The organism is Streptomyces polyasparticus (genome assembly GCF_014493765.1).
Taxonomy (GTDB): Bacteria; Actinomycetota; Actinomycetes; order Streptomycetales; family Streptomycetaceae; genus Streptomyces; species Streptomyces polyasparticus.
The window spans coordinates 264,947-285,522 of record NZ_JACTVJ010000004.1 but is presented as its reverse complement, the minus strand read 5'-3'; the positions used below and the strand labels follow the sequence as shown (position 1 = coordinate 285,522).

General features: G+C 70.7%; 19 protein-coding genes, 1 tRNA gene and 2 pseudogenes. 13 read left to right on the top strand and 9 right to left on the bottom strand.

What is annotated here, in order from left to right:
• The first annotated feature begins 146 nt into the window (after nt 1-146).
• Nucleotides 147-1,109 (top strand): annotated as a pseudogene (pip, locus tag H9Y04_RS05620) (prolyl aminopeptidase).
• A gap of 430 nt (nt 1,110-1,539) precedes the next feature.
• Here pip and H9Y04_RS05615 read toward each other — a convergent pair.
• The gene (locus tag H9Y04_RS05615; protein ID WP_187812539.1) at nt 1,540-1,989 is read right to left on the bottom strand and encodes a GNAT family N-acetyltransferase; all 450 of its coding nucleotides are present in this window, start codon (nt 1,987-1,989) and stop codon (nt 1,540-1,542) included.
• On the bottom strand, nt 1,986-2,411 hold the full coding sequence (locus tag H9Y04_RS05610; protein WP_236070604.1) for a RidA family protein: 426 nt from the start codon (nt 2,409-2,411) through the stop codon (nt 1,986-1,988). Before H9Y04_RS05610 ends, H9Y04_RS05615 begins: the two co-directional genes overlap by 4 nt.
• A 168-nt stretch (nt 2,412-2,579) precedes the next feature.
• On the opposite strand from H9Y04_RS05610, the gene H9Y04_RS05605 reads away from it, so the two are divergent.
• Entirely contained in the window at nt 2,580-3,503 is a 924-nt protein-coding gene (locus H9Y04_RS05605) for an NADP-dependent oxidoreductase (RefSeq protein WP_187812537.1), read from the top strand.
• A gap of 33 nt (nt 3,504-3,536) precedes the next feature.
• Here H9Y04_RS05605 and H9Y04_RS05600 read toward each other — a convergent pair whose 3' ends face one another.
• Nucleotides 3,537-4,412 (bottom strand): ArsR/SmtB family transcription factor, encoded by an 876-nt coding sequence (locus H9Y04_RS05600; protein ID WP_187812536.1) that lies wholly within the window; start codon nt 4,410-4,412, stop codon nt 3,537-3,539.
• Between the two features lie 64 nt (nt 4,413-4,476).
• Here H9Y04_RS05600 and H9Y04_RS05595 point away from each other — a divergent pair, with 64 nt between their 5' ends.
• Nucleotides 4,477-5,238 (top strand): flavin reductase family protein, encoded by a 762-nt coding sequence (locus H9Y04_RS05595; protein WP_187812535.1) that lies wholly within the window; start codon nt 4,477-4,479, stop codon nt 5,236-5,238.
• A gap of 266 nt (nt 5,239-5,504) precedes the next feature.
• Here H9Y04_RS05595 and H9Y04_RS05590 read toward each other — a convergent pair whose 3' ends face one another.
• On the bottom strand, nt 5,505-6,104 hold the full coding sequence (locus tag H9Y04_RS05590; protein WP_187812534.1) for a DUF4291 domain-containing protein: 600 nt from the start codon (nt 6,102-6,104) through the stop codon (nt 5,505-5,507).
• 115 nt (nt 6,105-6,219) lie between these two features.
• Between H9Y04_RS05590 and H9Y04_RS05585 the strand changes: the two genes are divergently transcribed.
• On the top strand, nt 6,220-6,957 hold the full coding sequence (locus H9Y04_RS05585) for a class I SAM-dependent methyltransferase (protein ID WP_308800868.1): 738 nt from the start codon (nt 6,220-6,222) through the stop codon (nt 6,955-6,957).
• Nucleotides 6,958-6,959: 2 nt separating this feature from the next.
• Here the strand turns inward: H9Y04_RS05585 and H9Y04_RS05580 are convergent, their stop codons facing one another.
• Both H9Y04_RS05580 and H9Y04_RS05575 read right to left on the bottom strand, forming a co-directional pair.
• Nucleotides 6,960-7,541, bottom strand: a complete 582-nt coding sequence (locus H9Y04_RS05580; RefSeq protein WP_187812533.1) for a pyridoxamine 5'-phosphate oxidase family protein — start codon at nt 7,539-7,541, stop codon at nt 6,960-6,962.
• Between the two features lie 69 nt (nt 7,542-7,610).
• Nucleotides 7,611-9,080 carry an MFS transporter gene (locus tag H9Y04_RS05575; protein ID WP_187812532.1) on the bottom strand — a complete coding sequence of 490 codons (1,470 nt, stop codon included), beginning with the start codon at nt 9,078-9,080 and terminating at the stop codon, nt 7,611-7,613.
• A 106-nt stretch (nt 9,081-9,186) separates the two neighbouring features.
• Between H9Y04_RS05575 and H9Y04_RS05570 the strand changes: the two genes are divergently transcribed.
• The 4 genes from H9Y04_RS05570 to H9Y04_RS05555 all read left to right on the top strand — a co-directional run bounded on the left by H9Y04_RS05570 (nt 9,187) and on the right by H9Y04_RS05555 (nt 13,960).
• On the top strand, nt 9,187-9,681 hold the full coding sequence (locus H9Y04_RS05570) for a MarR family winged helix-turn-helix transcriptional regulator (RefSeq protein WP_187812531.1): 495 nt from the start codon (nt 9,187-9,189) through the stop codon (nt 9,679-9,681).
• 53 nt (nt 9,682-9,734) lie between these two features.
• Complete coding sequence (locus tag H9Y04_RS05565; RefSeq protein ID WP_187812530.1) at nt 9,735-10,496, top strand: nucleotidyltransferase domain-containing protein; 762 nt, start codon at nt 9,735-9,737, stop codon at nt 10,494-10,496.
• A 103-nt stretch (nt 10,497-10,599) separates the two neighbouring features.
• Nucleotides 10,600-12,258: a translocation/assembly module TamB domain-containing protein gene (locus tag H9Y04_RS05560; protein ID WP_187812529.1), complete on the top strand. Its 1,659-nt coding sequence runs from the start codon at nt 10,600-10,602 to the stop codon at nt 12,256-12,258.
• Between the two features lie 70 nt (nt 12,259-12,328).
• On the top strand, nt 12,329-13,960 hold the full coding sequence (locus H9Y04_RS05555) for an MFS transporter (RefSeq protein ID WP_187812528.1): 1,632 nt from the start codon (nt 12,329-12,331) through the stop codon (nt 13,958-13,960).
• Between the two features lie 108 nt (nt 13,961-14,068).
• Here H9Y04_RS05555 and H9Y04_RS05550 read toward each other — a convergent pair.
• Together H9Y04_RS05550 and H9Y04_RS05545 are read right to left on the bottom strand one after the other, a co-directional pair.
• A pseudogene (locus H9Y04_RS05550) lies at nt 14,069-14,245 on the bottom strand (DUF5999 family protein); the annotation flags it as partial.
• 238 nt (nt 14,246-14,483) lie between these two features.
• Complete coding sequence (locus H9Y04_RS05545) at nt 14,484-15,086, bottom strand: HIT family protein (RefSeq protein ID WP_187812527.1); 603 nt, start codon at nt 15,084-15,086, stop codon at nt 14,484-14,486.
• A gap of 76 nt (nt 15,087-15,162) precedes the next feature.
• On the opposite strand from H9Y04_RS05545, the gene H9Y04_RS05540 reads away from it, so the two are divergent.
• From H9Y04_RS05540 to H9Y04_RS05530, 3 genes are all read left to right on the top strand, one after another.
• A complete protein-coding gene (locus tag H9Y04_RS05540) occupies nt 15,163-15,894 on the top strand; it encodes a DUF7873 family protein (RefSeq protein WP_187812526.1) in 732 nt (243 codons plus the stop codon).
• A 16-nt stretch (nt 15,895-15,910) separates the two neighbouring features.
• Nucleotides 15,911-16,009 (top strand) — tRNA-OTHER (locus H9Y04_RS05535).
• Between the two features lie 401 nt (nt 16,010-16,410).
• Nucleotides 16,411-17,313: a bile acid:sodium symporter family protein gene (locus tag H9Y04_RS05530; protein ID WP_187812525.1), complete on the top strand. Its 903-nt coding sequence runs from the start codon at nt 16,411-16,413 to the stop codon at nt 17,311-17,313.
• Here the strand turns inward: H9Y04_RS05530 and H9Y04_RS05525 are convergent.
• Complete coding sequence (locus H9Y04_RS05525) at nt 17,277-18,713, bottom strand: WGR domain-containing protein (protein ID WP_187812524.1); 1,437 nt, start codon at nt 18,711-18,713, stop codon at nt 17,277-17,279. The genes H9Y04_RS05530 and H9Y04_RS05525 overlap by 37 nt on opposite strands.
• 154 nt (nt 18,714-18,867) lie before the next feature.
• Here H9Y04_RS05525 and H9Y04_RS05520 point away from each other — a divergent pair, with 154 nt between their 5' ends.
• The gene (locus H9Y04_RS05520; RefSeq protein ID WP_187812523.1) at nt 18,868-20,229 is read left to right on the top strand and encodes an amidohydrolase; all 1,362 of its coding nucleotides are present in this window, start codon (nt 18,868-18,870) and stop codon (nt 20,227-20,229) included.
• A gap of 154 nt (nt 20,230-20,383) precedes the next feature.
• Nucleotides 20,384-20,572: a DUF8839 family protein gene (locus H9Y04_RS05515; protein ID WP_187812522.1), complete on the top strand. Its 189-nt coding sequence runs from the start codon at nt 20,384-20,386 to the stop codon at nt 20,570-20,572.
• Nucleotides 20,573-20,576 lie beyond the last annotated feature (4 nt).

Here is a 20,576-nt window from a genome sequence, read left to right as displayed (position 1 = left end):
CTGTATGGGGTGTCAGCCCGAGACAAGCCTCAAGTCGGGGACGCGTAAGAACGTGGTGCCGTTGGTCGTCGAGGGAGGGGACTTTCGGTCCGGATGCGGCGGGAACCCGGGGACGCCTGTGGAAAGCCGTCGGTACGGTGCCGGGCATGGGCCTGTATCCGGAGATCGAACCTATGACCACGGCATGCTCTACGTCGGCGACGCCAACGAGATCTACTGGGAGGCCTGCGGAAACCCCTCGGGCAAACCGGCCGTCGTGCTGCACGGCGGCCCCGGCTCCGGCTGCGGTCCGCGTCCCCGCCGCTTCTTCGACCCCGCCGCGTACCGCATCGTGCTGCTCGACCAGCGCGGCTGCGGACGCTCACGGCCGCACGCGAGCGACCCCGCCACCGATCTCTCGGTCAATACGACGGCCCATCTGATCGCCGACCTGGAGCTGCTGCGCGAGCATCTGGGGATCGAACAGTGGCTGGTGTGGGGTGCCTCCTGGGGATCGGTGCTCGGCCTGCGCTATGCCGAGCTGCACCCCGACCGGGTCTCCGAGATGGTCCTGACCTGTCTGGCCATGGGCACGCAGGTCGAGGTGGACCTGCTCACGCGAGGGCTGGGGCGGATCTTCCCCGAGGCGTGGGAAGCGTTCATGGACGGCGTACCCGACCCCGACCCGGCCACCGGCTACGCGCGGCTCCTCGCCTCGGAGGACGCCGCGATACGGGAGCGGGCGGCCCGCGCCTGGTGCGACTGGGAGACGGCGACGATCCCGGCGCCCCCCGCGCTCCATGGAGCGCTACGAGGACGCGCGCTTCCGGATGGCCTTCGCCCGGATCATCACGCACTACTGGAGCCAGGGCCACTTCCTCGGCGAGGACGGCGTGATCCTGCGCGAGGCCGGCGCACTCAAGGGCATCCCGGCGGCGCTCGTCCAGGGCGGCCTGGACTTCGGCAACCTCGTGGGCACCCCTTGGCGCCTGGCGGCGGCCTGGCCGGACGCGGAACTGACCATGGTGGACGAGGTGGGGCACACCGCGGACGGCGGCGTGGGGGATCTGCTGGTGAGGGCTACGGACCGGTTCGCGGCGGGGGATCGGGATGCGGGTTCGGGGCGGTAGGCGGTGGCGGGGTGGGTGGGGTGCGTGGGGTGCGTGGGGTGCGGGCTTGAGGGTGTCCGTGTGGCTTCGGAGTGATGGCGCGGCCTCGGGGTGGGGCCGAGGCCACTTCGGGGGGATGGCGGGCGTGTGGGGGCGAGGTGTCGGGGGTGCAGGGGGCGGAGCCCCCGCCGGGCCCGGCGGGGCGGTGCCAGACGCGAGCGTCTGGGCTCGGCTCCGCCGTCACGGTGGGGGAGAGTTCGGCGCAGCCTTCACGGCGGCGGGTGCGCCGAGCGCTCACGTCCAGGGTCGGCGCAGCCCTCGCGGTGGCGGAGAGCTTGGCGCAGCCGTCACGTGGCGGGCGGCTCGGCAGAGCCGTCGCGGGGGCGGGCGGCTTGGCAGAGCCGTCGCAGGGGCGGGCGGCTTGGCAGAGCCGTCGCAGGGTCGGCATACGTCAGGGGGTCCACGTCATCCGGATGTCCGGCTCGCTCTCCTCGTTGCGCGAGCCGTCCGTACGCTCCCGTTCCACGAAGCCATGGCGGGCGTAGAAGCGGCGGGCGGGCTCGTTGACCTGGAAGGTCCACAGCGAAAGGCCGGTCGGGCGGCGGGACTTGGCGAGGGTGACGAGCCGGTCGCCCAGACCCCGGCCGCGCCACTCGGGTGCGAGATACAGCTGGTCGAGCTCCGGCCCGTCGAGGACGAGGAGCCCCACCGCGGTCCCGTCCGGAGCCGAAGCCGCCCAGGTCTCGTGCTGCGGCACGACGACATGGCGGAACCAGTCCCGTACCTCGGAGTCCGTATGCGCGCGCCGAACGCCGGGCAGCGCGGCCGCGTACGACCGCAGCCAGACTTCGGCCAGGTCCTCGGCGTCCGCCGCGCGGGCCCTGCGCAGCTCAGGGGTCACTCCGGCACGACCGCGGTGGCCGTGATCTCGACCAGCTGCCCCCGGTAGCCGAGGCTCGCCACACCGAGCAGAGTCGACGAGTGGGGACCGCCCTCGGCCCTGCTCAGGCCCGAGGCCTCGACCACCCGCCACACGTCCGCGAGCACGGCCGGGTCGCCGCTCACCACATAGACATCCGTATAGACGACCTGGGACAGATCGCTGCCGATGTCCCGCAGCTGGGCCTCGAGATTGGCGAGCACCTGCTCGGTCTGGCGTACCGGATCATCCGGACCGACCAGCTGTCCGTCCGCGTCGAGCGGGACGGAACCGGCCAGGAACGCCAGCCGCGTACCGGCCTCGACGATCGACGCATGGGAATACGTGGGCGGCTTGAGCAGACCTGCGGCGGCGACCTTGCGCTGGATGATGACTGCCTCCAAGGGAACACGTGCCAAGTGGCCGCGCGCCGCGACTGTGCGGATGCTGGACAAAGCGGCCGCGCTCATCCTCACGCCAGGCCGCGGCTCGCGCATCCGAATATCCCGCGCGGCCGACGGCGTCCCAGTAGTCCAGGAATGTTCCGCTCGCCTACGGAGTTGCCGATCATCATGAAGGCCATTGCACTCGAAAAGTACGGTTCCCCCGACGACCTGCGTCTCGTCGACCTCCCCGACCCCAAGGTCGCACCCGGTGAGGTGCTGATCCGGGTGAAGGCCGCCGCGGTCAACCCGGTCGACTGGAAGCTCGCCGCCGGCTACCTCGACCCGATCATGGAGGTCCGCTTCCCGCTCATCTCCGGCTGGGATGTCGCCGGTGTCGTGGAGCAGGTGGGTCTCGACGCCACGGAGTTCGCCGTCGGCGACGAGGTGTTCGGCTACGCACGCAAGGACTGGACGCAGAACGGCACCTACGCCGAGCTCGTCTCCGCCCCCGTACGCACCCTCGCCAAGAAGCCCGCGGCGCTGACCTGGGAGCAGGCGGCCGGGGTGCCGCTGGCCGGGCTCACCGCGTATCAGTCGCTCAAGCGGCTGGGTGTGGCCGCGGGCGAGACCGTGCTGATCCATGCCGCCGCCGGCGGTGTGGGCTCGCTCGGTGTGCAGATCGCGGTCGCGCTGGGGGCGAAGGTCATCGGTACGGCCAGTGAGCGCAACCACGCGTATCTGCGGGAACTGGGCGCCGAGCCGGTCACGTACGGCGACGGACTCGTCGAGCGCGTACGGGAGTTGGCACCGGACGGTGTCGACGCCGTGCTCGACTTCGTGGGCGAGGGCGCGGTGGCGCAGTCGCTGCCGCTGCTCAAGCAGCCGGGCCGGGTCGCGTCGATCGCGGACGGCCAGGGCGCGCTGGAGGCCGGTGGCCACTATGTGTGGGTGCGGCCGTCGGCCGAGGACCTCACCGCGCTCGCCGAACTCGCGGACGCGGGCAAGCTGACCGTCCATGTGGACAAGGCCTTCCCGCTGGCAGAGGCCGCGGAGGCCTGGCGGCTCAGCCAGGAGGGGCGGACGCGGGGGAAGATCGTGCTGACGGTCTGATTCCCCTCGTCGCTGCGGTGTCCTGACTGCTCGTCATCGCTCTGGAGGCGTCAACACCTCGTCCCCGAGGCCCAGTTGCTCCCGGAATACGGCACGGCCGGCGTCGGTCAGCTCGACCACGCGGGTCGTGCCGCGGCGTATCACCCACCCGGCGTCGAGCGCCCGCTGGAACAGGGCCGCGCCCACCGCACCCGCCAGATGCGGCCGCCGTTCCGTCCAGTCGAGGCAGGTGCGGATATGGGCGCGGCAGGAGCCGAGCGGGCGGTGGTCGTCGATGCCCATGTCCCGCAGCCAGGCCTTGCCGTCCGCGGAGAGCGACGGGCCGTAGTCCCAGGCGAGCAGCGCCCGTTCGGTCATGGCGTCGGTGATCGCCACGGCCACCGAGCCCGCGAGATGGTCGTAGCAGGAGCGGGCGTGGGCGAGCGCGCGACGGCGGCTGGCATCGCGCAGGGAACGTACGGGAGTCGTCCGCAGCGGCGCATGCGAGGCGAGCGACTCGATCATCTCCGCGGTGGCCGGGCCCGAAAGGCGCACATAGCGGTGCCTGCCCTGCCGTGCCTCCTCCAGGAGACCGCCCGCCACGAGCTGATGCAGATGCCCGGTGACGGTGGAACGGGCGACCCCGGCGTGCTGCGCCAGCTCCGTGGCGGTCCACGCCCGTCCGTCGAGCAGGGCCAGACAGATGGACGCCCGGGTGCGATCGGCGAGCAGCCCCGCGAGGGAGGCGAGGTCGGGGGCGGAGATGCTGATGGGGGTGGTCTGGGCGGGGGTGCGGTCAGGCGCGGTCTGGGCGGGGGCGGGCGCTGAGGCAGGTGCCGGGGCGGGGGCGGGTGCCGAGGCGGGTGCGGGGGCGAGCGCCGAGGTGCGGGCGGGCCCGAGCGCTGAGGCAGGTGCCGAGGTGACGGTCATGGATCGATTGTGTCCGCCCCACGGTTCGGCGGGCACCGAAACAACCCCGTCTTAGCGTCCCTCCATGACCACCACAGCGGACACCACCCCTTCCCACCTGCCGATTTCCTCCTCGGCTCCGTCATCGAGTACCGATCAGCCGATCTCCCCGTCCCGCGAGCCGATCTCCCCGTCCCACCTGGCGAACTCCCCGTCCCGCGAGCCGATCTCCCCGTCCCACCTGACGATCTCCCCGTCCATCCTGTACTTCGGCACCCCGGTGGTCCTGCTGACCACCGAGAACCCCGACGGCAGTGACAATCTGGCCCCGATCTCGTCGGCCTGGGCGCTCGGCCACACCCTCGTCCTGGGCATCGGCGCGGAGAGCCGGACCGCGGCCAACCTGGCCGAACGTCCGGAACTCGCCGTCAGCCTGCCGTCCCCGCACCAGTGGGCCGCGGTGGAACGCCTGGCTCCGCTCACCGGCGCGCACCCTGTCCCGGACGCCAAGCGCGCGGTCTACCGGCACGAGCCCGACAAGTTCGGCGCGGCCGGTCTCAGCCGGATGCCGTCCCACGTGGTGCGCCCGGCCCGGGTCGCGGAGTGCCCGCTGCACCTGGAGGCGCGGGTGCGCACCTTGCGGTCCGCCGGTCCTGAGGGCCATTTCCGGATCGCGGAGTGCGAGGTGGTACGCGTCCACGCCGACTCCACGATCGTCGTGCCCGGCACCGACCACATCGACCCGTCCCGGTGGAGCCCCCTTCTCTACAACTTCCGCCACTACTTCGGTCTCGGCCCCGAACTGGGCCACGGCTTCCGCTCCGAAACGGCAACCCGCCGGAACTGACCTCCGTCCCCGGAACTGACCTCCGTCCCCGGAACTGACCTCCATCCCCGGAACTGACCTCCATCCCCCGAACTGACCTCCGTCCCCCGAAGGGGCCTCCATCCCGCCCGCCGCCTCAGTCCCGGCGTCGGGCCCCGCCTCAGTCCCGGCCTCGGGCCCCGCCTCAGTCCCGGCGTCAGGCCCGCTTCAGTCCCGGCGTCAGGCCCCGCTCCAGGCCTCCGTTCCAGGCCCCCGCTCTAGACCTCCACCCCCGCGGCTCCCCCCGCTCAGACCCGCAGCCGCCCAAGCAGCTCGTCGTCCGCCGGATACACCGTCTCCTCGGGCAACAGCGCGGCCGCGGCGCCCAGTTCGCCTTCCCGTACGAGGGCGTGGATGGTTCGGGCCGTCGCCGTGACATCGGTGACGGACACGATCCACTCGTCCGCATAGAGCCGCGTCGCCTCGCCCGCAAGACCCAGCTGGAGCGAGCGGTACGGCAGCGCCTGGAGCCGCAGATCGCGCTCGGGATCCCACTGCACCCGCGCCGGCGCCCGCTTGAGCTCCCGCTGCCAGGAGGCCCGGTCCGCGTGCAGCCCGCGCACATAGTGCGAGAGACAGGCGTGGCGCAGCGCCCACTCGAACCCGTCCCGCCGTATCTCGATGGCGAGCACGGTCTCCTGCCCTTCCTTGGTGCCCCAGCCGCAGCGGTACATCATCCAGAGGAACGACGGCTTGACCCAGGTCATCCGCTCCCGCTTCCACGCGGCCGGAAACCGCCCGTCGCGGGCCGCGGGCAGCCCGAGCGCAGGGGAGTAGGCCTGGTAGACGGTGACGGTCTCGGCGGTGTGGCGGGCTCTGATGACATAGGGGTCGGTCCTCTGCTGCATGGGGCCAGGGTGCCGTCGGTGAGGGATCGGGGGCGAGTGAATTAGGGGTGTCGGACCGCGCGCCTTCCCGGAGAATCGGGTCGTGAGCGAGAGACCGTCGAGGACCGGACGCCTGGTGCAGGACGACCAGTTGACCGGATATTCCGTTGTCGCCAACAACACGATGAACCGTGAGCGGGTGCTGTCGGGGGTGAACAGCTACGCGCGCGAACTCGGCTTCGATCCCGGTCAGTTCCTGGCCGCGCGGGGCGGGGGCGCGGCGTGGCTCGACCTGTGCAGCGGGGAAGGGCTGGCGCTTCGGGAGGCGGCGGGCCGGGTGGCCGGCGGCACGTTCACCGGGGTGGATCTCGTCGGGCCGATGCGCCGGGCACCGCTGCCCCCAGGGCTCGAACTCGTCACCGCCGATCTCGCCGACTGGGCTCCACCTCCGGGCCGGTGCTACGACCTCATCACCTGTGTCCATGGGCTGCACTACATCGGCGACCGGCTCGGCCTGCTCGCCCGGATCGCCACCTGGCTGACCGCCGACGGGCTCTTCGTCGCGCATTTCGATCCCTTCACTGTGCGGGTGGGCGATGACCTGGCTGTGCGGGTGGGTGAGGACGGGAGTGTGCGGGTGGATGAGCAGGTGACTGCGCGGGTGGATGAGGACGAAGAGTCCTCAGCGGTGGTGCTCGCGGCGCTGAGGGAGGCGGGCTTCGCCTACTCCGCCCGGAACCATCGCCTGACCCTCCGCGGCGGCCGCCCCCTGGACCTCCCTCTCCGGTACCTGGGCGCAGACCCCGAGGCCGGCCCCAACTACACGGGCCAGCCAGGCGTCGCGGCGCACTATGCGCTCCGGGGCGAGCGGTGAGCTCAGGCCTCCACGGGTATGTCGAGGGACGTCCCGTACAGGCGTGAGACCCGCAGCCGGATCACCACGCGCTGCTCGTCCACCAGCTGCTCCAGGAAGCCCAGTTCATCGTCCGGATCGCTGAACCCCGGGGTGAGGGAGAGCAGTTCGCGGCCCACGGCGTCGCCAGGGGTCATGGTCGGGCCGGAGACCTCGGCCTCGCCCTCGGCCACCGCGAACGACCAGTTGCCGGGGCCCGAGACATGGAGGGCGGCGTGCGGGTCGGCTTGTATCTGGCGCACCTTGAGCCGGCCGGCCGTCGTGGAGATCCGCAGGATTCTCTCCTGCGGGTCCCAGTGGTGCAGGACCGTGGACAGGTGCGGGTGTCCCGTGCGGCGCACCGTCGCGAGGACGGAGAACTGCTGGGCGCCGAGGAGTTCGGACAGCTCGGCATCGCTCAGGACGCGGGGAGCCGGACCGGAGGCGGGCTTGCGGGATGCGGTGGCCGTGCCGGCGTTGGCGGTGGCAGTGGCCTCGGCGGACGCAGCGGCAGTGGTGTCGACGGCGGCGGCGGTGGAGGCGGAGGTGGTGGCGTGGCTGGACATGGCAGGGCTCCTTCAGGTTCAAGGGGGAGATAAGAGGCGAGAAACGGGAGGTGAGCAGGCCGCGGGCGGTCAGACCCCCACGTGGACCGGTGCGGTGACGGCCTCGGACGGTGTCGGAGCGGCAGCCTTGCGCACCACGGCGTACGCGATCACGAATGCTGCCACGAGCAGCCCTGCTCCGATCCCGAAGGCCAGGTGGTAACCGCTGGTGAGAGCCGCGGCCTCGGAGGCACCGTCCGCGAGCTGTGACTCCGTACGGGAGGCCGCGAGGGTGGACAGCACCGCCACGCCCAGCGCCATGCCGATCTGCTGCGTGGTGTTGAAGACTCCGGATGCCAGACCCGCGTCGGACTCGCTCGCTCCCGACATGCCGAGCGAGGTGAGCGCCGGCAGTGCGAGCCCGAAACCGGCCGCGAGCAGCATCACGGGAAGGAGGTCCACGGCGTAGTGGGAACGCTCCGGGAGCCGGGTGAGCAGCAGGAGCATGGCTATCAGGAGCGTCAACCCGGCGAGCAGCACCCGCCGTTCACCGAAGCGCGCATTCAGCCGGGCGGAGATGCCGAGCGAGACCGCGCCGATCACCACAGCCGCGGGCAGCATCGCGAGACCGGTCTCGGCGGCTCCGTATCCCCGCACCTGCTGGAGGTAGAGCGCGACCAGGACCTGGAAGGAGAACAGCGCCGCCACCATCAGGATCTGCACGAGATTCGCGCCGGTCACCTGGCGGGAACGGAAGATCCGCAGCGGCACGAGCGGAGTGCGGGCCTTCGTCTGACGGATGACGAAAGCGGCGAGCAGGGACGCTGCAAGGGCGCCGAGGCCGAGAGTGTGGGCGGAGGTCCAGCCGTACGACTCCACCTTGACGACCGTGTAGATGCCGAGCATCAGACCCGTCGTGACCAGGAGCGCACCGAGGACGTCCGCGCCGGCGGCGAAGCCGAGTCCGCGGTCGCGGGGCAGTACGGCGGCGGCGACCACGAGCGAGGCGAGGCCGATCGGGAGGTTGATGAAGAAGATCCAGTTCCAGGTCAGGGCATCGGTGAGTACACCGCCGACCACCTGCCCGATGGACGCACCGGCCGCTCCCGTGAAGCTGAACACCGCGATGGCGCGGGCCCGTTCACGTGCCTCGGTGAACAGCGTGACCAGGATGCCGAGGCTCACCGCCGCGGCCATCGCACTGCCCACGCCCTGCAGGAAGCGGGCCGCTATGAGCAGCGCGGGGGAGGAGGCGAGGCCCGCGAGGAGCGAGGCCGCGGTGAAGACCCCGGTCCCGTACAGGAACATCCGGCGGCGGCCGAGCAGGTCGCCGAGCCGGCCCGCAAGCAGGAGGAGGGAGCCGAAGGCGATCAGATACGCGTTCACCACCCAGCTCAGCCCGGCCGGGGTGAAGCCCAGGTCGTGCTGGATGGCGGGCATCGCCACCGTCACGATCGAACCGTCGAGCACGATCATCAGCGTCCCGGTCGCCACCACGGCGAGCGAGAGCTGCTTCGTCCTTGCTGAAAGAGCGTGGGAAACACGCGAGTTGAGAGACATGACGCACTCCGGTCGTCGGCTTGGTCGCTGGCGTTGAAACGACCGTAGCAGATAGTTCCGTTGCAGACGATCCCTTTCGGATCGGAATCTCGGTTATGCTGTGGCCATGACTGCGATGTCACCGCCCACGCGTACCGAGCCGGACCTCTCCTACCTGCTCGATTACGGCGGACATGCGCTGCGCGCCCGTATGGCGGCGGCCCTCGCCGAGATCGGCATCACGGCCCGGATGCACTGCGTCCTGGTCCACGCGGTCGGCCAGGAGCGCACCCAGGCGCAGCTGGCCGAGATCGGCGACATGGACAAGACGACGATGGTCGTCACGGTCGACGCCCTGGAGAAGGCGGGTCTGGCCGAGCGACGCCAGTCGAGCACCGACCGCAGGGCCCGGATCATCCATGTCACGGAAGAGGGCGCCCGGGTCGCCGAGCAGAGTCAGCGGATCGTGGACTCGGTGCACAAGGAGGCGCTGGCCGAGGTGCCCGACGACGAGCGGGAGATCTTTCTGCGGGCGCTGAAGCGGCTGGTCGGCAGCCATCGCGCGACTCCCGCGGAGGCCGCGCTCAACAAGGTGGTCCGCAGAGCGAGGCAGCGTTCGTGAGCGAGGGGCAGGCAGGCGTGGTGGCGGGGGAGTAGGCAGGAAGCGGGGCGCAGGTGCGGACAGGGGCAGTCACGGACGAACGTTTCCCCTCCTATGTGGCCGAACAGCTCGCCGTGCTGCCCGGCGTCCAGGCCGTGACGCTCGGCGGCTCGCGCGCCCAGGGCACGCACACACCGCAGAGCGACTGGGACTTCGCGCTCTACTACCGCGGCACGTTCGACCCCGATGAGCTGCGCTCCGTGGGCTGGCCCGGGCAGGTGTCCGAGCTGGGCGGCTGGGGCGGCGGGGTGTTCAACGGGGGCGCGTGGCTCACCGTCGACGGCCGCTCCGTGGACGTGCACTACCGCGATCTGGACGTCGTCGAGCACGAGCTGGCCGAGGCGCGCGCCGGCCGCTTCCGCTGGGAGCCGCTGATGTTCCATCTCGCGGGCATCCCCAGCTACTTGGTCGTCTCCGAGCTCGCCGTCAACAAGGTCCTGTACGGCGAACTCCCGCGCCCCGCGTACCCGTCGGAGCTGCGCCGGCACGCGCCCGGCGTCTGGCGCGAGCGTGCGGCCATGACCCTCGGCTACGCGAAGGGGAACTTCGCGCCACGCGCCCAGGCGGCCGAGGTGGCGGGCGCGCTCGTCACGGCGGCGATGTACACCGCGCATGCGGTGCTCGCCGGGCGCGGCGAGTGGGTCACCAATGAGAAGAGGCTCCTGGACCGGGCCGGTCTGCGCGCGATCGATGCCGTCGTGGCGGGAGTCCGGCCGGATGCGGAGGTACTCGCGCACACGGTGGCCGAGGCCGAGGCGCTGTTCGCGGCGGTGTGAGTACCGGCGTCTGTGCGTGGCACACCCTCCGCGTGCAGACGCCAACCTCCCGCACGGCGAACGATGTTGACACCGCGCAGCCGTCCAGGTCAGAGTCCCGCGAATGGAACCGAGGGACCTGACTCCGGCCGAAGCGCGCGTATGGGCGGCGTTCCCGCGTGGGACGGCGCTGGACTTCCGTACCGCCGAGGACGAGGACATCACCCTCGGCGCGGGCTGGGGCCCCGACCGCACGCTGCGGGCGGAGGTGCTCACGGCGCTGCTGCTCGACGGGCCGCGGGAATCCGGGGAGATCCCGGCCCTGCGGATCGCGGGAGCGCGCATCACAGGACAGCTCGCGCTCCTGTACGGGCAGGTCGAGTGCACGGTCAGCCTGCTCGGCTGCCACCTCGACAGTGAGCCGCTGCTCTTCGGGGCGCGAATGCGCCGGGTGTATCTGGGGGAGTGTGTGCTCCCGGGCCTGGCCGCCGGTGCGGCGGTGTTCGACGGCGATCTGTCGCTGGTGAACGCCAAGGTCGGCCGCGCCGTCTCACTCACCGGGGCGCAGATCGGCGGATCGCTGACGCTGGACGGCGCGGTACTGGGGGCGGATGGCGGTACCGGCACGGTGCCGGGGGCGGATGGCGGTTCCGACACGGAAGCCGGCCGCACCGGCCCGGTCCTCGAGCTGAGCCGCGCCAACATCGCGGGTGCCCTGTCGGCCCGTTCCCTCGTCGCACACGGCGAAGGCCGCCTCGAGTCGCTGACGACGGGCGGCGAGATACGCCTCGACACCGCACAGTTCATACGCCCCGGCGAGATGGCGCTGCGCGCGGCAGGACTCCAGGTCGGCACGTTCCTGAGCGCGGTGGGCATGGTCGCCCGGGGTGAAGTCCGGCTCTACGGGACCACCGTGGGCTCCACGCTCAATCTCTCGGACGCGCGGCTCGACAACCCCGCGGACACGGCCCTGCACGCCTCGAATCTCGCAGTGGGCTCGGACCTCAAGGCGACCGGCATGACGGCACACGGCCGCATCAACCTCCGCGGTGCGCGCATCCCCGGCCAACTGAACCTGACCGGGGCCACCTTGAGGCACCCCGGCAACACGGCCCTGCGGGCATCCGGCATGGTGGTCGGCGAGCTGTGGCTCCGCGGAGCCACCCCCATCGAGGGCGCGGTCGTGCTGCGCCGCTCCCAGATCGACCTGCTGCACGCCGAACCGGAGGTCTGGCCCGATCAGGTCCGTCTGGACGGCCTCACCTACACCGCCCTCGCCCCGCACGAACCGGCCGCGCGCCGGCTCCCGCTCCTGGCCCGCGACACCGACGGCTATGTCCCCTTCTCGTACGAGCAACTCGCCCTCTCCTACCGCGGCCTCGGCGACGACGACGCGGCGCGCACCGTCCAGCTCGCCAAGCAGCGCCGCCATCGCGCCACCCTGCCGCCGTACGCGAAGGCCTGGGGGTACCTCCAGGACGTGACCGTCGGCTACGGCTTCCGTCCGGTGCGCGCCGCCGGATCGCTGCTCTCGCTGCTGCTCATCGGCTGGATCGCGTACGGGATACGGGAGCCACGCGCCGTGAAGCCGGAGGAAGCCCCGGATTTCTCGCCGTTCTTCTTCACCCTCGACCTGCTGCTGCCCATCGTCGACCTCGGTCAGGAGAAGGCCTACACGCCCGAGGGGCTGCTGCAGAAGCTGGCGTATGTGCTGATCCTCGCGGGATGGGTGCTTGCGACGACGGTCGCGGCGGGGGTGACGCGGACGATCAGCCGGCAGTGAAGGGGTGAGTCGGGCGCCTATGGCGGGCGGGCGAGTGGCCGCCCGCGGTGGGCGCCCGCATAATCCGCATATGGCCGCTGCCGCCGATTTCGCCTCGCTCCGCACCGGCACCGCCGCCGGCCGCTGGGTGCTCCTCACCACCGTGCTCGGATCGACGATGGTGCTGCTCGACTCGACCGTGGTGAACGTGGCGCTGCGCAGGATCGGCGACGATCTCGACACCGATCTGGCGGCCCTGCAGTGGACCGTCAACGCCTACATGCTGGCGCTCGCCGGACTGATCCTGCTCGGCGGGGCGCTGGGTGACCGGTTCGGGCGGCGCAAGGTCTTCGTCATCGGCGTCGTGTGGTTCGCGGCCGCCTCGCTGCTGTGCGGTCTGGCGGCCAACGCCGAAGTGCTGATCGCGGCACGCGCCCTGCAAGGTGTGGGCGGTGCGCTCCTGACCCCGGGTTCGCTCGCGCTGATCCAGGCCTCGTTCCACCCGGACGACCGGGCCGCCGCGGTCGGGCTGTGGTCGGGGCTCGGCGGTGTCGGTGCCGCGGTCGGGCCGTTCCTCGGCGGCTGGCTCGTGGACGGGCCCGGCTGGCGGTGGGTGTTCCTGCTCAATGTGCCGCTGGCCGCGCTCTGCGTCCCGGTCGCGCTGCGCCATGTGCCCGAGTCCAGGGATGAGCAGGCGCACGGCCGCTTCGACATCCCCGGCGCGGTGCTCGGCGCCCTCGCGCTCGCCTTCCTCACGTACGCCCTGATCGCGGCGCCCGACAGCGGGGCCTCCGCCGTGGTCGTCGGATCGGCCGTCGCGGGCGTCGTCGCGACCGCGGCGTTCCTCTACGTCGAACGGCACAGCCGCGAACCGATGATGCCGCTCTCGGTCTTCGCGTCCCGCCAGTTCAGCGCGGTCAATCTGGTGACCCTGTGCGTGTACGGAGCGTTCGGCGGCTTCTTCTTCCTCTCCGCGCTCCAACTCCAGGTCGTCACGGGCTACTCGGCGCTCGCCGCAGGCACGGCACTGCTGCCGACCACGATCCTGATGCTGTTCTTCTCGGCCCGCTCAGGGGCCATCGGCCAGCGGATCGGTCCACGGCTTCCGCTCACCGTGGGCCCGCTGCTGTGTGCGGCGGGCATGCTCCTGATGATGCGGGCGGGTCCCGGTGCCTCGTACTGGCTCGATGTGCTGCCGGCCGTTCTGGTGCTCGGGCTCGGCATGGTCACGCTGGTCGCTCCGCTGACCGCGACCGTCCTTGCCTCGGTCGACCAGTCCCGTGCGGGCCTTGCCAGCGGGATCAACAACGCGGCGGCCCGGGCGGCCGGCCTGATCGCGGTGGCCGCGCTGCCGCTGCTCGTGGGGATGAGCCCCGAGGCGTATCGCTCGGCGGCCGAGTTCAACAGCGCCTTCCGGCTTGCGATGCCGCTGTGCGCGGGGCTGCTCGCGGCGGGTGCGCTCATCGCCTGGCTGACGGTCCGCAACCCCGCCCCGGAGAAGGGCGAGCGGGAACCGTGCCACCCGGAGTGCCACACGCACTGTGTGCTGGACGCTCCGCCGCTGGAAAGCGGGGGCTCGACTGATGCTTCAAGGAGTGAAGGTGGTGCGCGTGGTGCCTCAAGCAGTGAGGGTCGTGCGAGCGGTGCCTCAAGCAGCGAAGGTGGTGAGCGTGGTGCCGCACCTGGCGGTGCTTCCACCGGCGGCGGCACCGATCAACGGTGACCTCGCCGCCTTGTACGCCATGGCTCAGGCGGCGAACGCGACGATCGACTGACCGCGCGCAGGCCCCGTCGGCAGCGGGCCCTCGGGCTGCGAGGGGATCAGGGTGAGCAGCGGTCGGTGCGGCGGGACGATCTCCCCGCCCGGCAGCAGCTCCCCGGTGTCGTCGAACACGATCGTGCCGTTGCACAAGCGGCTCCAGCCCTGCTCGGGGTGGGAGGCGACGACGCGTGCGGCTTCGCGGTCGGGGCGGTCGGCGGTGGGGCACGAAGGCTGGTGAGTGCACATGATCTGGCTCCGTCTTCTGGAATGGTGATGCTCCGAGTTCCTCTTCAACTGTCTGTCTCTGTGCTGCTGTTGAGCTTCTGTCTTGCCGTTGACCTGATGATGGGCTTCGAACGTCCCGTTCTTGTCACCACTACAGACCGGCCGGGCAACGACAATTCATCGGTCTTCTGACGAACTGCTTCCATTCTGGCAGCCACCACTGACAGTGGATCTTGACTGGGGGGTGGTCCGGCAGGGCTCATACGTGTGCCGTCCCGCCGCCCTCCGCCATCGCCCGCGCGATCCGCCGGTTCGTCTCGGCCCACACCCCGGCCTCCACCTTGGGCAGCACATCGCCCCACAGCGTCAGACAGCTCCCGCGCAGCTGCATCATTCCCTCGGGCCGTCCGATCAGGAACATGTGCAAGTGGGCCCAGCCGTCACCCCACTTGTTCACGTGCACCCGCGAGATCCCCTCGACGGACTTCACGGCCCGCTCGGCCCGCTGGAGCATTCCGCCCAGCTCGGCGGCCCGTTCGGCCGGCAGATCGTGCAGGTCGTAGTGCCCGCGCGGCTGCAGCAGCACCATGGCGGGCAGGGACTCGGGCTCGGCGAATCCGGTGAGCCGCCAGTGCTCGTCCGTCCAGAGGAACTCCTCGTCGGACTTCCGGCAGGTCCCGCACTCATGGGCCCCGGCTTCACCATGGCGCGCGGGCTCGGGCAGCACCGGCTCCTCGAGCACCTTGACCCTCAAGTCCCCTTCGAACGGGAAGATCTCCCCCATGGGGATGCCCTCGGCGGGGAGCGGGATCTGCTTGCCTATGGGCAGGTTGCGGACGTAGGCGCTGGGCTGAAGGTTCATGATCGGGAGTCTCGCACGGCGAGGGTGCGCGAATAACCCGTCGAATTGCGCACCTTGTCGTTGCTACCTTGCCCACGTGGCGAAACTCAATCAGATCATCGCAGTGGAGAAGGGCGTCAAGTCCAAGTCCCATCAGGACCTGACCGCGGCGCATCACGGGCTGCAGAAGCCGGCGTTGCTGTCCGGTATTGCCCGTACGTACCAGCCCAAGGACGAGGAGGGCGAGCAGCTGCCGCCCGAGTCGACCCGGGTGCAGCTGCAGGCCGAGGAGGTGCTGCGGGACACCGCGGCGACGCTGACCCGGCTCTTCGACGTGACCGCCACCAAGGACTGGGCCAACTGCACCGCCAAGGCCGATGTCACCGTCGACGGACGGGTGTTGATCGCCGGCGTACCCGTCTCCTATCTGCTCTTCCTCGAGAAGCAGCTCACCGACCTCAACACCTTCATACGGAAGCTGCCGGTGCTCGACGCCGCGGAGTCCTGGGTGCGTGACCCGTCCACCGACGCCTGGAAGACGGAGCCCGTCCGCACGGTGCGGACGAAGAAGGTGCCGCGCAACCATGTGAAGGCCGAGGCGACGGAGAAGCACCCGGCGCAGGTCGAGGTCTACTACGAGGACATTCCGGTGGGCTACTGGACCACCGTCAAGTTCTCCGGTGCACTGCCCGCCCAGCGCGTGAACGAACTCCTGCAGCGCGTCGAGAAGTTGCAGCAGGCCGTGAAGTTCGCGCGCGAGGAAGCGAACGGCGTGGAGGTCACCGACCAGCGGGTCGGCGAGGCCTTCTTCGGCTACCTGTTCGGGTAGCCTCGACATCTCCCAGGCCGTGGAAAACGGTCTGGGTGCGCGAGGAGCGCAAGCTGAAACTGAAGCTTGTCGTGACGACGCGGTTCCAGTGGAGGTTCAAATCCTCCCCGCGGCACAGCAAGCCCCGCCTGGTGGGGCGTTCGGGCCGCGGTAGCCCAAGTCCGGTAGAGGCAGACCGCGATCAATCTCAGACTCTTGCTCCAGATTCAGTATCCGCCGCTCATCGCCGGATCAACCGGGCCCGGGCCCGCATCGCCGAAGTGCAGGTTCAACTCCTGTCCGCGCAGCTCTCGATGCGCGGTGGTCCAAAGGTAGGACGCGACGACATCAGACTGACCCGGATCCTTCAACGTGCCGGCGTGCCGTACGAGTGGCATCCACAGGGCCCGAGGGCAGGCTACGCCCTCGGGTCCGCTCCTTTTCCGGAGCGCATTCTCGGGTCCGCTCCTTCTCGGAAGCCCTTTCCGTGCCCCGCACCCATGGACTCCTGACCCACCACCCCTCACCCTGACCCCCATGGATTCCGGTCTCGTCACCGTGCTCGTGCCCGTCGTGCTCGCAGTGATCATGTTCGGGCTCGGGATGAGCCTGAGCGTCGGGGACTTCCGGCGGGTGCGGGAGTATCCGAAGGTGGTCATCGCCGCGCTCGGCTGTCAGCTGGTCGTGCTGCCCGCCGTGTGTTTCGGGCTCGTGGTCGCCTTCGGGCTCGCTGCCGCGCCCGCCGTCGGGATGATGCTGCTCGCCGCCTCGCCCGGCGGGACGATGGCCAATCTGTACAGCCACCTCTTCGGCGGGGATGTCGCACTGAACATCACGCTCACCGCCATCAATTCCGTCCTCGCCGTGTTCACACTGCCTCTCGTGGTGAACCTCGCCGTCGGGTACTGGGATGTCTCGGGCGAGGACGGCAGCGTCGGACTGCAGTTCGGCAAGACGCTGCAGGTGTTCGCGCTGGTCCTGATCCCGGTCGCGGTGGGCATGGTCGTGCGGGCGAAGCGCCCCGGATTCGCCGAGCGTGCCGAACGGCCGGTCAAGATCCTCTGCCTGGTGATCCTGGCCGGAGTGATCGTCGCCGCGCTGCTCGCCGAGCGGTCCAACGTGGGGGAGTACCTCGCCGAAGTCGGGCCTGTGGCCGTCCTGTTCAGCTTCATCTCCCTTGCCACCGGCTACGCGGCCGCCCGAGGCGCCGGCGCCGGTCACCCGCAGGCCGTCGCGGCCTGCATGGAGATCGGGATGCACAACACCTCGCTCTCCCTCACCATCGCGCTCAGCCCCTCGCTGCTCGACAGCACCGAGATCGCCGTGCCCAGCGCCGTGTACGCGATCCTGATGTACTTCACCGCCGGTGCCGCCGGGATGCTGCTGCGCAAACTCGACGTACGTCAGACGAGCCGGCGTATCTCGCCCCGTACGCGATAGAAGCCGCCTGCCGCCGGATGCAGCGCGTCGACCACATAGCGGGCGCCGGGCTCGCGGATGTCGCGGGGGAACTGCACATTCCACGTCGGCTCATAGCCGGCGGAGGCGACATGGACGCGCAGCCGGCTGCCGTCCTGCACACACTCCACGATCACGCCGTGCGCGGGCGCGGCCGTCACCGTGGCCACCTGCGTGACCGCGGTCGCCGGGGTGTACGTGGGCGTCGCCGCCGAGTACTTGATGTCGACCGCCGTCGGCACCGAGCCCGAACGGGCCGCCGCGATCGCCGACTCGGAGGCATCCACACAGACCAGCGAGCCGTCCGTGGTGACCATGTAGAGCTTCCCGTCGAGGTACTGCATGGACAGCGCCGAGCCGCCGCCCGTGCCCAGCTTCCACAGCCGGGTGCCGTCCGCGGCGAAGCAGTACACCGAGGAGGCGTTGTCCCCCGCGAAGACATGGCGGCCGTCCGGTGAGGTCGCACACGAGTACACCGGGTCGTCGCAGCCGTAGCTCGCCTCGATCGCACCGGTGGCCTTCGAAAGCCGCTGCACCTGGCGGCGGGCCGTCCCCGCGTACACCGAGGTGTCCTCCTGCCAGCCGAACAGGACGGCGCCCTGCGTCGGCGTGTGCCACAACTCGCCCGTGCCGTCCGGCGCATAGGCCGTCACACCGCCCGCGTGGCCGTGGTAGACCGCGTCCTCGTCGGCGCGCACCATCCAGGCGTGCGCACCGCGCGACTTGCGGGACCACTGGTACTCGTCCTCGTGGTCGATCACCGTGAGGCCGCCGTCCCGGTCGGACACGTCGAGCACGCCCTCGTGGATGTCCAGCCAGAAGATGTCCACGTCGGCGGCGATGTCGTACGCGGCGAACGGGAGCTTGGACGACAGGTCGTACACCTTCCCGTCGTCGCAGCCCGCATAGATCCAGAAGTCGTCCGCCACAAGGCACTTGACCCCGTCCGGCAGCGCATAGCGGGCAAGCACCTCGCCGCTGTGGCTCAGCGTGTACACATCGCCCGCCTGGTTGCCCACCCAGCAGCGGTCCTCGTCGATATGGATGCCGAACGCGGCAGACCCGGTGCGGAAGCGCCACAGGACCGGCGCCACGCTGCGGGCCCGCGAAGGCGCCGAGGCGACCTGGCGGCGCGTCACCGCCCGTGGGGCGCGCAGCCCCTGGACCGCCGGCGCGTACCCCTTGCGTATCTTCTCGCCTATCTTCTTGGCCGCGGCGGTCTGTGCCTTCTGCACCGTCGGGAAGGTCGAGGTCTGCGTCTGGCCGCCCGCGCCGATGCGTCCATAACGCACCGAGACGACCGTCCCCTCCACGGTCACCTCGTAGAACTTGTGCGCTCCGCCGCCGTCTTGGGACAGCTCCAGATACGTACGGTCCCCCATCGCACACCTCTCCCCAGGGTCGGTCCGAGCGCCCCACCGGCGCTCGTGACCACGGAGAGAAATCTACGGGCCGCCACTGACAACCGGACCGGAGCCGTCCGCGGCCGCCCGCTGATGTCCACAGCCGTCCGCGGCACCCCGCTACCGTGACCCCATGACCACGACCGCCGCCCAGGCCCCAGCGGATCTCGTCATCACCCACTGCACCGCGCTCGTCCACGACGAGCGGGAGCAGATCGCCTTCCGCCCCGACAGCGCCTTGGTCGTACGGGAGGGAGTCATCGACGCACTGATCCCCGCTGCCGAGGCCACCGCGCTCGCGGCGCGCGAGCGGATCGACGCGCGCGGCCAGATCGCCCTGCCGGGGTTCGTCAACTGCCATACGCACGCCCCGATGGTGGCCCTGCGCGGCATCGCCGAGGACCTCCCCGTCGAGGAGTGGTTCAACGACTGGATCTGGCCGATCGAGTCCCGGCTCACCGAGCGGGATGTGACGCTGGGGGCGCGGCTCGCCTGCGCGGAGATGATCCGGGCGGGCGTGACCTGCTTCGCCGACCACTACTTCGCGATGGACGAGGTCGCCGACGTGGTCGCCGAGACCGGGATGCGCGCGCATCTCGGCTGGGCCTACTTCTCCTCGCAGGGCCCGGAAGGGCGCGAACGTTCCCTGGACTTCGCCCTGCGCCGGCAAGGCGCGGCCGACGGCCGGATCACCACCACGCTCGCCCCGCACGCCCCGTACACCGTGACCGCCGAAGATCTGGCCGCGACCGCCGCACTCGCCCGCGACCACGGCCTGCCCGTGCACCTGCACGCCGCCGAGAACCGCGCCCAGACCGACAACTCCCTTGCCCAGGAAGGGCTTACGCCCATCGAGGTACTGCACCGGGCCGGTCTGCTCGACACGGATCTGCTCATCGCGCACGGCACCGGCCTCATCGAGCGCGACTTCGAGCTGCTCGGCCGGGCGAGCGGCCGGATCGCCGTCGCGACCGCTCCCCGTGGCTATATGAAGTTCGGCTGGGACACCACCCCGGTACGCGAACTCGCCGCTCTCGGCATCCCGGTCGGCCTCGCCACCGACGGCGCCGCGTCCAACAACACCCTGGACGTATGGGAGGCGATGACGCTCACGGCCCTGGTGCAGAAGCAGACCACGGGCGACCCCCGGTGGCTCACGGCACGCCAGGCGCTGCACCACGCCACCCTGCAGAGCGCCCGCGCCCTGGGACTTGGCGGCCGGATCGGCTCGCTGGCGCCCGGCCACAGGGCCGACCTCGTCCTCGTCGACCTGTCCGGGCCGCATGCGCAGCCCGTGCACGACCTGGCGGCCACCCTGGTGCACAGCGCACGGGCCGGCGATGTGACGACCACCGTCGTCGATGGACGGGTCCTCATGCGCGACCGCGAACTGCTCACGGTCGACGTGCCCGCCACGGTCGCCGAACTCACCGACCGCCTGCCTGCCCTGACCGACCGCAGCCACGGTGAGCGCATCCAGACGTACGGCGGCTAGGGCATCCGGAGGCTCGGCACTTCATGTCCCGCCGTGCATCAACTTCGTGTCGGATACGTCACGTTGGGCACCTTCCACCCTCGCGGGGGTGTCTTTCCCTGTGACTCTTCGTTGCGCACAGGTGTCGCAACGAGAACGAGCACGGGGGTGCTCCATGAACGTACGCAACGGACGGGTGATTCTCCGCAGCTTCCCTGCGGGCGGCCCGCGCGGGTCCTGGCCCGCCGAGGAGTTCGCGCATGCGCGCCGGCTCGAGGGCGAGGCGGCCGAGGTCGTGATGGATCTGGCGTCGGATGCCTTCTTGGTGGTTTTGGGTGGTGTGGATGGTATGCCGTTGTCCTAGCTCA